The sequence below is a fragment of the Agrobacterium tumefaciens genome (genome assembly GCA_025560025.1).
GTDB lineage: Bacteria > Pseudomonadota > Alphaproteobacteria > Rhizobiales > Rhizobiaceae > Agrobacterium.
On sequence record CP048486.1, the window covers coordinates 1,965,391 to 1,977,507 of the forward strand.

The window sequence follows — 12,117 nt, forward strand, 5'->3', positions numbered from 1 at the left end:
AGGCATGGCCGATCTTGCAGTATATGCGGGCTTGTTTCTGACGGCTTTTGTTGCGGCGACCATCCTGCCCATGCAGTCGGAGGCGGCGCTTGCGGGGCTTATTCTCTTGAAAGCCCAGCCGGTCTGGCTACTGGTTGCGGTGGCCAGCGCCGGTAATGTCGCCGGCTCCTTTGCCAATTGGCTGCTGGGCCGGGGTATCGAGCGCTTTCGGCACAGGCGCTGGTTTCCCGTCGGCGAAGCGGCGCTGCAAAGGGCGCAGAACTGGTACAGGCGTTACGGCAAATGGTCTCTTCTTTTAAGCTGGGCGCCGCTGATCGGCGATCCGCTGACGGTTGCCGCCGGCATCATGAAGGAACCGCTGCCGGTCTTCCTGCTGCTGGTCACCATCGCCAAGGTCGGGCGTTATCTCGTTCTGACGCTGGTGACGCTGAATTTTCTTTGAGGATTGTCGCTGTGTTGCAGCTATTTCTTCTCCCCGCCGGGGAGAAGATGGCCCGAAGGGTCAGATGAGGGGGCCAGCTCTCCGGATGCCACCGGCCTTGCCCCCTCAACCCGCTGCCGCGACCTTCTCCCCGGCGGGGAGAAGGCGAAAACCGAACCCGCTCGTCCGATAAGCGGCTGTCGTGCAGTGAGGGCCGATCAAGCCGCCTGCCTGTCCCAGCTGGCGAAGGGATCGGGCAGGTGCCGCCAAGCATCCGGCGTGAAGGCCTCGGTGTCGATCAGGCAGGCATCGAGCTGGGCACGGATGCGTGCTTCGCTCATCGGATCGGAACCGATGAAGACGATCTCCTGCCGGCGGTCGCCGAAGACCGGGTCGATATAGGGTTTCATCATGTCGAGGAACTGCTTTTCGCGCGGCCATTGTTCCTTCGGCACGGCGGACCACCACAAGCCCATCCTGCCGGTACGCACCAATGCGCCGGCCTGGCTGATCTCGCCGACATAACGTGGCCGCGTCGCCAGCCAGAAAAAGCCCTTGGCGCGCACCACGCCGGGCCAGGCGCGATCGATGAAGCGCTGGAACAGCACCGGGTCGAATGGTTTTTTGGCGCGATAGACAAAGGAGCGAATGCCGTATTCCTCGGTTTCGGGAATGTGATCCTTGAAACCGTGCAATTCCTTGAACCACAAAGGGTGTTCTTCGGCCCTGGCGAAATCGAAACGCCCCGTGCCCAGAACCTCCTTCAGCTCCACTTTGCCGAAATCGGCTTCAATCAGTTTCGCATCCGGGTTCAGCCCGACAATGATCTTGCGGGCGGCGTCTCGCTGTTCCGGTGTGGCGGTGCCCATCTTGTTGAGAACGACGACATCGGCAAATTCGATCTGTTCCACCAGAAGGTCGACGATGGTGCGGTTGTCGCCATCACCTGCCGTTTCGCCCCGGTCGGCCAGAAAGTCGGAGGAACCATAGTCGTTGAGAAGGTTGGCGGCATCCACCACCGTCACCATCGTATCCAGCCGCGCAACATCGGAAAGGCTGCGGCCGTTCTCATCGCGGAAATCGAAGGTTGCGGCGACCGGAAGCGGCTCGGCAATGCCGGTGGATTCGATCAGCAGATAATCGAAACGGCCCTGTTCGGCCAGCGCCCGCACCTCCGTCAAGAGGTCGTCGCGCAGCGTGCAACAGATGCAGCCATTGGTCATTTCCACCAATTGCTCCTCGGTGCGCGAAAGATTGGCGCCGCCATCGCGCACCAGTGCGGCGTCGATATTGATCTCGCTCATGTCATTGACGATCAGCGCGACCCGCAGACCATCGCGATTGGCGAGAATATGGTTGAGAAGCGTTGTCTTGCCGGCGCCGAGAAAGCCGGAAAGCACGGTGACGGGAAGTTTTTTCGACATGAAGACCTCGTTTGTCGGCACGGGTTGCGGGGACGTTCAGGCGGCCCCGGCAGGCGGTTTGGGAGCGACTGGGCATCGCCACAGTGCTTCTCTTATGTAACGTAATAACATTACATGCGTGCCGTGTGTCAACTGGCTGCCGAAAAATTGCGTGTCGGGTGGAGTTGGCTCGGCGGCGCGCGCCGACCTTTCATAAAGTTAATGTTATTTCATTACGTATTCGTTTGACGAATGTAATAACATTACATATCAAGAGCCATCAAATGACATCCTGCCCCGGAGGGATCGATGAGCGATCCGTGCCTTGTTTTCAAAAATCTGACGCTTGGATATGCCGGCCGCGCGGCGGTGCATCATCTGGATGGCGATATCGCCAGGGGATCGCTCACTGCGGTCGTCGGCGCCAATGGCTCGGGAAAATCGACGCTGATGAAGGGCATTGCCGGCATTCTGAAGCCGCTCGGCGGCGAGTGCCGGGTGAGTTCAGGCGTTTCCGTCGCTTATCTGCCGCAGCAATCGGAACTCGACCGGTCCTTTCCGGCGCAGGTGCGGGATCTCGTCGCGCTGGGCCTCTGGCCGAAGCGCGGCCTGCTCGGCCGCCACCGTGCCGCGGATCGGGCGGCAATGGGCCATGTGCTGGAAGCGGTGGGGCTTTCCGGTTTTGAAAAACGCAATATCGACTCGCTTTCCGGCGGCCAGATGCAGCGCGCTTTGTTCGCCCGCGCCATGTTGCAGGATGCGCAGCTGATCCTGCTGGATGAACCCTTCAACGCCGTTGATGAGCGCACCGTGTCTGACCTGCTGGTTCTGATCAAGGCTTGGGTCGCGGAGGGGCGGACCGTTCTGGCCGTTCTTCATGACCATCAACTGGTCCGGCAGCATTTTCCCCAGACCCTGTTCCTTGCACGAAAGCTCGTTGGACTTGGTCCAACGGCCGATGTGCTGAAGGCGGACAATATCCGGCAGGCGCGGCATTTCCACGAGGCGTGGGAGGAAAATGCGCCCTGGTGCGAACCGGTCGAGACGCCGGCAGCCAGCTTGCTCCACACAAGTCCACCGGTGCCGCCAGCCCGTTCTCACGCCCATTCCCACGCGAATTCGAATAGCCATGGCTGATATCTTCATCGAACCCTTCATCCAATATGCCTTCATGCAGCGGGCGCTGGCGGGAGCCTTGATTCTGGCCATCAGTTGCGGGCCGGTCGGGGTGTTTCTGATGCTGCGCCGCATGAGCCTGACGGGTGACGCCATGGCCCATGCCATCCTGCCGGGGGCGGCTGTCGGCTTTCTGTTCTATGGCCTGGAAATTCTGCCGATGACCATCGGCGGGCTGGTTGTCGGCCTTCTGGTGGCGCTGGGCGCGGGTGCTGTTTCGCGCTTCACCATCCAGAAGGAAGATGCCTCGCTTGCCGCCTTTTATCTGATTTCGCTGGCGCTCGGCGTGCTGCTCGTCTCGTGGCGCGGCTCCAGCGTCGATCTCATGCATGTGCTGTTCGGCACGGTTCTGGCGCTGAACAACGAGGCGCTCGGCCTGATCGGCGGCATCTGCATTGCCACGCTGCTGGTGATGACGGTGTTCTGGCGGGCGCTTTTGGCGGAATGCCTTGATCCGCTGTTCCTGCGCTCGGTCAGCAACTGGGGCAGTCCGGTGCATTTTCTCTTCCTCGCCATCGTCGTGCTCAATCTGGTCGGTGGCTTTCAGGCGCTCGGAACCCTGCTTTCGGTGGGCCTTATGATGCTGCCCGCCGCAGCCAGCCGCTTCTGGTCCAACCGCGTCGCGCCCATGTGCTTCATTTCGATCGGCATCGGCATGGTGTCCTGCTTTGCCGGCCTGCTTCTGTCCTATCACGCGTCGCTGCCATCCGGCCCGGCGATCATCCTTTCCGCGGGCGTCATTTATGCGCTCTCCATCCTCGTCGGCACGCGCGGCGTGCTCAGCGATCTTCTCGGTTCCGGCCGCCACAGAACGGCCTGAAAACAGCGTCTGAAAAAGGAGAACCATTCATGTTCAAAACCTTCCGTCTGGCCACCTGCGCCAGCCTTCTTTCCCTCTCCCCGGTCCTGATGGCGCAGGCCTCCGCCGCCGAACTCAAGGTCGTGGCCAGCTTCTCGATCATCGCCGATTTCGCGAAAAACGTTGGCGGCGACCGCGTCGAGATCACCACGCTGGTCGGGCCGGATGGCGACGCCCATGTCTATGAGCCGCGCCCGGCCGATGCCGTCGCCGTCAGCAAGGCGGATGTGGTGCTGGTCAACGGTCTGGAATTCGAAGGCTTCCTGAAGCGGCTGATCGACACCAGCGGCACCAAGGCGCCGGTGGTGGAACTGACCAAGGGCGTGGAACCGCTGAAGCTTTCCGACGAGCCGGCCGGTCACGCCCATCCGGAGGCAGAAGAAGAGGAAGCTCACGACCACAAGGCAGAGGAGGCGGGCCACAAGCACGAATCGGCTGAGGCGCATGACCATGAGGGGCACCACCATCATGGCGAGTTCGATCCGCATGCCTGGCAGTCGATCAAGAATGCGGAAATCTACGTGAAGAACATTGCCGGTGCCTTTTGCGAGGTCGACAAGGCGGGTTGCGCCACTTACACCGCCAATTCGGAAGCCTATGTCGCCAAGCTCACCGCTCTGAACGAGAAGGTGAAGACCGAGATTGCCGCCATTCCGCCGGAGAAACGCGTCATCATCACCTCGCATGATGCCTTCGGTTATTTCGAGCATGCCTATGGTCTCGAATTCCTGGCGCCGGAAGGCGTTTCGACGGAATCGGAAGCATCGGCGGCCGATGTCGCCAAGCTGGTCGACCAGATCAAGCACGACAAGGCCTCGGCCATCTTCGTCGAAAACATCACCAACAAGCGGCTGATCGACCAGATTGCCAGTGAAACCGGTCTGAAGGTCGGCGGTACGCTTTATTCCGACGCGCTTTCCACGGCCGACGGCCCGGCCGCGACCTATATCGACATGATCAACCACAATATCGATACGATCAAGGCGGCTGTCCTCAGTCAGTGATTTTCGTTCATTCATCGTGAGTTAGGGGAGGGTGGCTTGCGCCGCCCTCTCTGCTTTTCGTGGTAATGCAATAGCGCTCCTTTAGCGATTTTCATATCGGTGCTACAAAGCCCCCTCATGTCCGATGCCCTTCAAATCTTCACCGACGGTTCCTTCGATGATGCCTCCCGATCCGGAGGATGGGCGTTCGTCGTTCATGAGGGAGGCGACCAAGTCCATTCCGCTTCAGGCAGGACTGCCGGATCATCGAACAATATGTTCGAGGTCCTCGCCGTCCTCAACGCACTATCTTGGATCGCCGCCGAGGCGCCAACGCGGGCAGTCACACTCTGGACGGATTCCGTTCACGTCATCGAAGGCTGCCATCGATATAGGGCGATCTGGCGCAACAACGGCTGGAAGCGGATCACGCCCAACCAGCGCTCCCGCCGAAGACCGATCCCCGATAGGGAAATCTGGCAGCAGCTCGACAGCCTGCTGGAGCGGCATCCCCAAGTGGTTGTAGAATGGTGCAAAGGGCATTCCGGCACTGTCGGCAACGAGCATGCCGATGCTTTGGCGCGTGGAGTTTCCTCCGCGACGGTGACTTAGCCGGCGGCCGGCAGTCGCCGTGATTCGGCGCATCAATCTCTTCACTTCAGCCATCCCCGGTCTCGACCTTTTTCCGTATCGAGCGGTTGCGCCGGTACTCTTTCGCGACTCCAACCGAATGGTGTGCACGCCCGGCCGCCTTGCCGGTTGACAATCGCCATTCCGTTTGAAATGGTAAGATGTCAGACCAATTTAGAGGATGCGTCTTGGACAGGTCCAGCCGGGAACTCATGCAGCCAATTCCGCCGAGCGACCGCGTGCGCCAGGTCGAGGCCGCGCTTTCCGACTATGTGGAGCGGGCAGGGCTGAAGGCGGGAGATCGGCTGCCGGCCGAGCGGGAACTGATGGCGGCGCTGGGCGTCGGTCGCTCCACTATCCGTGAAGTCATTCGCAAGTTTCAGGCGCTCGGCGTTATCGACAGCCGCAAAGGCAGCGGCAATTATCTGCTGAAGCCGATTTCCGCCGCCACCGTGCATATGCCGATTTCCATCGATGCCGAAAGCCTGCGTGATGCGCTGCTGATGACGCTGGAGGTACGGCGCGGCATCGAAGTGGAGGCCTCCATGGCCGCCGCCCGCCGGCGCACGCCGGAGGATATCGCCATCATGGAAACGCGGCTCGATGAGATGGAGCGGGTGCATCTGGCCGAAGGCACCTCCGGTAAAGCCGACCTTGCCTTCCATCTGTCGATTTATGACGCCACCCACAATACGCTGTTCAAGCAGCTTCTGGAGCAGATGCGCGAAGGTTTCGAACGTTTCTGGTCGAAACCCTTCGACCGTCCGGATTTCGCCGGCCGCTCCTTCCCCTTTCACCGCACGCTGTTCAACGCCATCGCCGCCGGCGATGCGGCCGGTGCGCGTGAAGAAACACTGAAAATCCTCGCTGTCGTCGAGGAGGATATCAAGGACATGTCGAAATGAACCATGGCAACGATCTCTTCGATCCCGCCTCATTTATCGTTGCGCATGACGAGGCCCACGCCTTCGAGGCCGTGGTGCCGCCCATCGTGCAGACCTCGCTTTTCACCTTTTCCAGCTATGACGAAATGGTCTCCACCTATCGCGGCGAAAAGGTGCGGCCGGTCTATACGCGCGGGCTTAACCCCACCGTGCGGCTGTTCGAGGAGATGCTGGCGAAGCTGGAAGGTGCCGAAGATGCGCTCGGTTTTGCAAGCGGCATGTCGGCCATTTCCTCCACCGTGCTGTCTTTCGTGTCGCCGGGCGACCGGATCGTCGCCGTGCGCCATGTCTATCCCGATGCATTCCGCCTGTTCGGCACTTTCATGCAGCGCATGAATATCGAGGTGACCTATGTCGACGGCCGCGATGAGGCGGCGGTTGAAAAGGCGATGCCGGGTGCAAAGCTGTTTTACATGGAAAGCCCGACGAGCTGGGTGATGGAAGCCCACGATGTCGGCGCGCTGGCCGCCATCGCCAAGCGGCATGGCGCGGTCACCGTCATCGACAATTCCTGGGCAAGCCCGGTCTTCCAGCAGCCGATCTCGCTCGGCGTCGACCTCGTCGTGCATTCGGCCTCGAAATATCTGGGCGGCCATAGCGATGTGGTCTCCGGCGTGGTGGCCGGTTCGAAGGCGATGATCGACCGCATCCGGGCGGAAACCTATCCCTATCTCGGCGGCAAGATGTCGCCTTTCGATGCCTGGCTGCTCATTCGCGGGCTTCGCACGCTGCCGCTGCGCATGAAGGCGCATCAGGCCTCGGCGCTTGAGATCGCAACCCGCCTGCAGGCGCTGGATGTGGTGGAGAAGGTCTGCCATCCGGGGCTGGCGAACCGCCTGCCGCCCGGCCTTAACGGCACGTCGGGCCTGTTTTCCTTCATCTTCAAGGAAGGGGTGGATGTGCGCGCTTTTGCCGACCGCCTCAAGCTTTTCAAACTGGGTGTTTCCTGGGGCGGGCATGAAAGCCTCATCGTCCCGGGCGAAGTGGTGCTCGAACAGAAGGCGCAGCCGAACTCCGCCCATACCTTCGGCATCAGCGCACGTTCGGTGCGCCTGCATGTCGGGCTGGAGGGTACGGAAGCGCTCTGGAACGATCTCGAACCCGCGATCAAGGCGGCCACCGCCGCCTGACGCATTTTTAAACTGACCACAAAAAAGGGGAGAACGACATGAAAAAACTGGTAACGGCAGCAATCTTCACCGCCCTGATGACCGGAACGGCGCTGGCGGACACGACCTTGAAGCTGGTCGAGGTCATCACAAGTCCCGAGCGGACGGAAACGCTGAAAGGCATCGTCTCTAAATTCGAGGCCGCCAATCCCGGCACCAAGGTGGAAATCATCTCCCTGCCGTGGAGCGAAGCCTTCCAGAAATTCGCCACCATGGTCTCGGCCGGCGATGTGCCTGACGTGATGGAAATGCCCGACACATGGCTGTCGCTTTATGCCAATAACGGCATGCTGGAGAGCCTTGAGCCCTATCTTGCCAAATGGGAGCACACCGCGGGCCTGAGCGAGCGCACGCTCGAACTCGGCCGCGATGTCAAGGACACGGCCTATATGCTGCCTTACGGCTTCTATCTCCGCGCCATGTTCTACAACAAGAAACTGCTGGAACAGGCAGGCGTGAAGGAGCCGCCGAAGACACTCGAGGAATTTGCCGATGCCTCCAAGAAGGTCGCAGCCCTTCCCGGCAAATCTGGCTACTGCCTGCGCGGCGGCCCGGGCGGCCTTAACGGCTGGGTCATGTTCGGCGCATCCATGGCCGGTTCGAACGAGTTCTTCACCAAGGACGGCACCTCCACCTTCGACAGCCCCGGCTGGGTGAAGGGCCTGACCTATGTGATCGATCTCTACAAGAACGGTTATGCGCCGAAGGACAGCGTCAACTGGGGCTTCAACGAAATCGTCGCGGGCTTCTATTCCGGCACTTGCGCCTTCCTCGATCAGGACCCGGATGCGCTGATCGCCATTGCCCAGCGCATGAAGCCGGAAGATTTCGGCGTCATGACCATGCCCAAGGGACCTGACGGCAAGACCTTCCCGACGATTGGTTTCGCCGGCTGGTCGATGATGTCGAAATCCGAAAACAAGGACCTTTCCTGGAAGCTGATCGAGACGCTTGAAGGGCCGGAAGGCAATATCGAGTGGAACAAGAAGACCGGTGCGCTGCCGGTGCACAAGTCAGCGGAGAAGGACCCCTTCTATGCCAGCGAGCAGTTCAAGGGTTGGTTCGATGAACTGGCCGACAAGAACGCCGTGCCGACGACGATGCCGACCTATCTTGAGGAATTCGCCTTCTTCAAGGATTCGCTTGTGATCAAGACATCGCAGGAAGCGCTGCTCGGCGACATCACGCCGGAAGACCTTGCCAAGCAATGGGCTGATTACATGACCAAGGCGCAGCAGAAGTTCCTGACGTCCAAGTAACGACATTGACCGGCTGCGCGGGCGCAAATGCCCGTGCGGCGGTCTTGCCGGCCTTCGCTGCGACAGGCCTTTTCATAGAAATTTTTCGGATCGGTAAGCCGAGAGGCTGGAAAACCCGTCCGTTCCGTCGTCCGATCAGGGAGCGATACAATGTCCTATGCCCATGGCGCCGGGCCGGTGGCCGCGCGCAAACCGGCTGGCAAGCCTGCGATGCGGCGGTTTGCCGATTGGGCCGAACCCTGGCTTTACAGCGCGCCGGTGCTGGTGCTCATCGTCGCCGTCATGCTGGTGCCGCTGGTGCTTGGCCTCTCCTATGCCTTTCGCGATGTTCAGCTACTCAATCCGTTTTCCGGCGGTTTCGTTGGCCTCAAACATCTGGAGGCTCTGTCGCAGGATGCGGCCTTTTACCGGGCGCTGAAAAATACGCTGTGGTGGACAGGTGCTTCGGTTTTCCTGCAATTCTTCTTCGGCCTCATTCTGGCGCTGCTGCTGGATAAGCCCTTTGCGGGCAGGGGGCTGGCGCAGGCGCTGGTGTTCCTGCCATGGGCCGTGCCGACCTTCCTTGCCGGTCTCAACTGGGCCTGGCTGTTCAACCCGGTCATCGGGCCGCTGCCGCACTGGATGGTCTCGCTCGGGCTGTTATCCGCACCCAACAATATCCTCGCCGATCCGCAGCTTGCCATGTGGGGGCCCATCATCGCTAATGTCTGGTGGGGCATTCCCTTCTTTGCCATCACTTTGCTTGCCGCACTTCAGGCCATCCCGCGCGATCTTTATGAGGCGGCGGAAATTGACGGGGCGAACCCGCTGCAGCGCTTCACCTCCATCACCCTGCCGTTTCTGGCGCCCACCATCGCCATCACCATCTTGCTGCGCACCGTCTGGATCGCCAATTTCGCCGATCTCATCATCGTCATGACCAATGGCGGGCCGGCGGACCGCACGCAGATCGTCGCCAGCTACATCTTCACGCAGGCCTTCCGGCGTCTGGATTTCGGTTATGCCTCGGCCATTGCGCTGGTGCTGCTGGTGCTGCTGCTTGCCTATTCCATGCTGATCGTGCTGCTGCGCCAGCGCCTGATCGAGAAGGACTGACCGATGACCTCAAGGATATTTCTCACCCTTGCCCATCGTCTGGCGATCCTTGCCTATATCGCCTTTGCACTGTTCCCACTGTTCTGGCTGCTCAAGGTGTCCGTGACGCCGAATGATCTGCTCTATAGCGAAGGTGTGAGGATGTGGCCATCGCGGGCGACATGGGATCATTATCGTTTCGTCATAGAAAACAGTGCCTTCCCGACGTTTTTTAAGAACAGCGTCATCGTCGCGGGCTCCACGGCAATTGCCGTAACGATACTTTCTTCGCTCTCGGGTTACGCGCTGTCACGCTTCCGTTTCAAGGGCAAATACTGGATCGTGGCGTTAATGCTGATCACCCAGATGTTTCCGCTGGTCATGCTGGTCGCGCCGATCTTCAAGATGCTGTCGCCGCTCGGCCTCACCAACAGCCTGACGGGTCTGGTCATCGTCTACACCGCCTTCAACGTGCCTTTCGCCACCTTCCTCATGCAGTCATTCTTCGATGGCATTCCGAAGGATCTGGAAGAGGCGGCGATGATTGACGGGGCGAGCCGGTTTACGGCCTTCCGCCAGATCATCCTGCCGCTGACGCTGCCGGGCATTGCCGCGACGCTCGGTTTCGTCTTCACCGCCGCGTGGAGCGAGCTTCTGTTTGCGCTGATGCTGATTTCCGGCAACCAGAGTGCCACTTTCCCGGTTGGCCTTCTGACCTTCGTTTCGAAATTCTCCGTCGATTTCGGGCAGATGATGGCGGCGGGCGTTCTGGCGCTCATTCCGGCCTGCCTCTTCTTCCTGCTCATTCAACGTTATCTCGTGCAGGGCCTGACGGCCGGCGCGGTGAAAGGATAATCCCATGGCTTCCATCGAGCTGAAGAATGTCGGCAAGACCTATGGCGACCTCGCCGTGCTGCATGGCGTCGATCTTGATATCAGGGATGGCGAGTTCATCGTCCTTGTCGGCCCATCCGGCTGCGGAAAATCGACGCTGCTGCGCATGATCGCAGGTCTTGAAGAGATAACATCCGGCGACCTGTCCATCGATGGCGAACGCGTCAATGATCGCCGGCCGAAGGATCGCGATATCGCCATGGTGTTCCAGTCCTATGCGCTCTATCCGCATATGAGCGTCGCCGATAATATGAGCTATAGCCTGCGCCTGCGCCGCCGCCCGAAGGAAACCATCGCGGCGGCGGTGGCCGGTGCTTCCGCGAAACTTGGCCTCGATCCCTATCTCGCCCGCCGCCCGAAGGCGCTCTCCGGCGGCCAGCGTCAGCGCGTCGCCATGGGCCGCGCCATCGTGCGCCAGCCCAAGGCCTTTCTATTCGACGAGCCGCTATCCAACCTCGATGCCCGGCTGCGCGAGCAGATGCGGGCCGAGATCAAACGCATGCATGCCGATCTTGGCGCAACCTCGGTCTACGTCACCCATGACCAGATCGAGGCGATGACACTTGCCTCACGCATCGTCGCCATGAATGCCGGGCATGTGCAGCAGATCGGCGCGCCGCTCGATCTTTATGATCGCCCGGCCAATCTTTTCGTCGCCGGTTTCATCGGTTCGCCCGGCATGAATTTTCTCGAAGGGAGACTCGTGCAGGAGAATGGCGGCAGCTTCGTCGTGCTGGGTGACGGCACGCGCCTTGCGCTTGGCCGGGAAATGGACCTCGCCGATGGCGAGCTGGTCACGCTCGGCATCCGCCCGGAACATGTGACCGTTGCGCCGGCTGAAAGCGGTGTGGAAGCGACTGTCGATCTGGTCGAGCCAACCGGCCTTGGCGTCATCCTGCACCTCACCGTGCATGGATTGCCCTTCAAGCTGTTTTCGTCAGACCGGGCATTGTTGCAGCCGGGCAAATCCCTGCGGGTCGGCTTCCCGCGGGAAAGGCTGCATGTCTTCGACAGGAATGGCGTGAGGGTCGGGGAGGCGTGAGGTTTGGCATAGTACTCGGCGGGAGGGTTTCCTGTGCCGTTGTATGCCCCCTCCGTCATTTTGGCTAAAGCCGGAGCGACGGAAAGCTGGAAACGTTGAGAACCTTCGCAAACGTGCCAACCGTGGCATCAGATTGCCCTTCGGTCGTCTATTGTGGAGGCTCCGGCTGGATGTGAGCTTTCACAGGATTTTTCGTTCACGCGGACCCGCAGGCGCGTGGGGCTTACCCCCCTCTGCCCTGCCGGGCATCTCCCCCTCAAGGG

12 protein-coding genes are annotated in these 12,117 nt (G+C 60.6%); 11 read left to right on the forward strand and 1 reads right to left on the reverse strand.

Translation table 11 applies throughout. From position 1 onward, the window contains the following. Window positions 1–4 precede the first annotated feature (4 nt). Window positions 5–442 (forward strand): DedA family protein, encoded by a 438-nt coding sequence (locus FY152_22885; GenBank protein ID UXS34939.1) that lies wholly within the window; start codon window positions 5–7, stop codon window positions 440–442. Window positions 443–639: 197 nt separating this feature from the next. Here the strand turns inward: FY152_22885 and FY152_22890 are convergent, their stop codons facing one another. Next, complete coding sequence (locus FY152_22890; protein ID UXS34940.1) at window positions 640–1,845, reverse strand: GTP-binding protein; 1,206 nt, start codon at window positions 1,843–1,845, stop codon at window positions 640–642. A gap of 288 nt (window positions 1,846–2,133) precedes the next feature. On the opposite strand from FY152_22890, the gene FY152_22895 reads away from it, so the two are divergent. The 10 genes from FY152_22895 (at window position 2,134) to ugpC (ending at window position 11,854) form a co-directional block, all read left to right on the forward strand. Continuing rightward, window positions 2,134–2,961 (forward strand): metal ABC transporter ATP-binding protein, encoded by an 828-nt coding sequence (locus FY152_22895; GenBank protein UXS34941.1) that lies wholly within the window; start codon window positions 2,134–2,136, stop codon window positions 2,959–2,961. Further along, the gene (locus tag FY152_22900) at window positions 2,954–3,820 is read left to right on the forward strand and encodes a metal ABC transporter permease (protein UXS34942.1); all 867 of its coding nucleotides are present in this window, start codon (window positions 2,954–2,956) and stop codon (window positions 3,818–3,820) included. The genes FY152_22895 and FY152_22900 overlap by 8 nt, the downstream gene beginning before the upstream one ends. A gap of 29 nt (window positions 3,821–3,849) precedes the next feature. Further along, on the forward strand, window positions 3,850–4,863 hold the full coding sequence (locus FY152_22905) for a metal ABC transporter substrate-binding protein (protein UXS34943.1): 1,014 nt from the start codon (window positions 3,850–3,852) through the stop codon (window positions 4,861–4,863). Window positions 4,864–4,980: 117 nt separating this feature from the next. Next, entirely contained in the window at window positions 4,981–5,454 is a 474-nt protein-coding gene (locus FY152_22910; protein ID UXS34944.1) for a ribonuclease HI, read from the forward strand. Window positions 5,455–5,684: 230 nt separating this feature from the next. Continuing rightward, window positions 5,685–6,377 carry a FadR family transcriptional regulator gene (locus tag FY152_22915; GenBank protein ID UXS35164.1) on the forward strand — a complete coding sequence of 231 codons (693 nt, stop codon included), beginning with the start codon at window positions 5,685–5,687 and terminating at the stop codon, window positions 6,375–6,377. Beyond that, window positions 6,374–7,546: an aminotransferase class I/II-fold pyridoxal phosphate-dependent enzyme gene (locus tag FY152_22920; GenBank protein ID UXS34945.1), complete on the forward strand. Its 1,173-nt coding sequence runs from the start codon at window positions 6,374–6,376 to the stop codon at window positions 7,544–7,546. Before FY152_22915 ends, FY152_22920 begins: the two co-directional genes overlap by 4 nt. Before the next feature lie 38 nt (window positions 7,547–7,584). Beyond that, window positions 7,585–8,844: a sugar ABC transporter substrate-binding protein gene (locus FY152_22925; GenBank protein UXS34946.1), complete on the forward strand. Its 1,260-nt coding sequence runs from the start codon at window positions 7,585–7,587 to the stop codon at window positions 8,842–8,844. 150 nt (window positions 8,845–8,994) lie between these two features. Further along, a complete protein-coding gene (locus FY152_22930) occupies window positions 8,995–9,939 on the forward strand; it encodes a sugar ABC transporter permease (GenBank protein ID UXS34947.1) in 945 nt (314 codons plus the stop codon). 3 nt (window positions 9,940–9,942) lie between these two features. Continuing rightward, a complete protein-coding gene (locus tag FY152_22935; protein UXS34948.1) occupies window positions 9,943–10,773 on the forward strand; it encodes a carbohydrate ABC transporter permease in 831 nt (276 codons plus the stop codon). A gap of 4 nt (window positions 10,774–10,777) precedes the next feature. Then, a complete protein-coding gene (gene ugpC / locus FY152_22940; protein ID UXS34949.1) occupies window positions 10,778–11,854 on the forward strand; it encodes a sn-glycerol-3-phosphate ABC transporter ATP-binding protein UgpC in 1,077 nt (358 codons plus the stop codon). Window positions 11,855–12,117 lie beyond the last annotated feature (263 nt).

What these genes read in the sequence shown, in the direction of transcription:
- FY152_22925 (UXS34946.1), top strand. Translation starts at nt 7,585, where the DNA reads ATGAAAAAACTGGTAACGGCAGCAATCTTCACCGCCCTGATGACCGGA.
- FY152_22895 (UXS34941.1), top strand. Translation starts at nt 2,134, where the DNA reads ATGAGCGATCCGTGCCTTGTTTTCAAAAATCTGACGCTTGGATATGCC.
- FY152_22905 (UXS34943.1), top strand. Translation starts at nt 3,850, where the DNA reads ATGTTCAAAACCTTCCGTCTGGCCACCTGCGCCAGCCTTCTTTCCCTC.
- FY152_22920 (UXS34945.1), top strand. Translation starts at nt 6,374, where the DNA reads ATGAACCATGGCAACGATCTCTTCGATCCCGCCTCATTTATCGTTGCG.
- FY152_22910 (UXS34944.1), top strand. Translation starts at nt 4,981, where the DNA reads ATGTCCGATGCCCTTCAAATCTTCACCGACGGTTCCTTCGATGATGCC.
- FY152_22900 (UXS34942.1), top strand. Translation starts at nt 2,954, where the DNA reads ATGGCTGATATCTTCATCGAACCCTTCATCCAATATGCCTTCATGCAG.
- FY152_22915 (UXS35164.1), top strand. Translation starts at nt 5,685, where the DNA reads ATGCAGCCAATTCCGCCGAGCGACCGCGTGCGCCAGGTCGAGGCCGCG.
- FY152_22885 (UXS34939.1), top strand. Translation starts at nt 5, where the DNA reads ATGGCCGATCTTGCAGTATATGCGGGCTTGTTTCTGACGGCTTTTGTT.
- FY152_22930 (UXS34947.1), top strand. Translation starts at nt 8,995, where the DNA reads ATGTCCTATGCCCATGGCGCCGGGCCGGTGGCCGCGCGCAAACCGGCT.
- FY152_22890 (UXS34940.1), bottom strand. Translation starts at nt 1,845, where the DNA reads ATGTCGAAAAAACTTCCCGTCACCGTGCTTTCCGGCTTTCTCGGCGCC.
- ugpC (UXS34949.1), top strand. Translation starts at nt 10,778, where the DNA reads ATGGCTTCCATCGAGCTGAAGAATGTCGGCAAGACCTATGGCGACCTC.
- FY152_22935 (UXS34948.1), top strand. Translation starts at nt 9,943, where the DNA reads ATGACCTCAAGGATATTTCTCACCCTTGCCCATCGTCTGGCGATCCTT.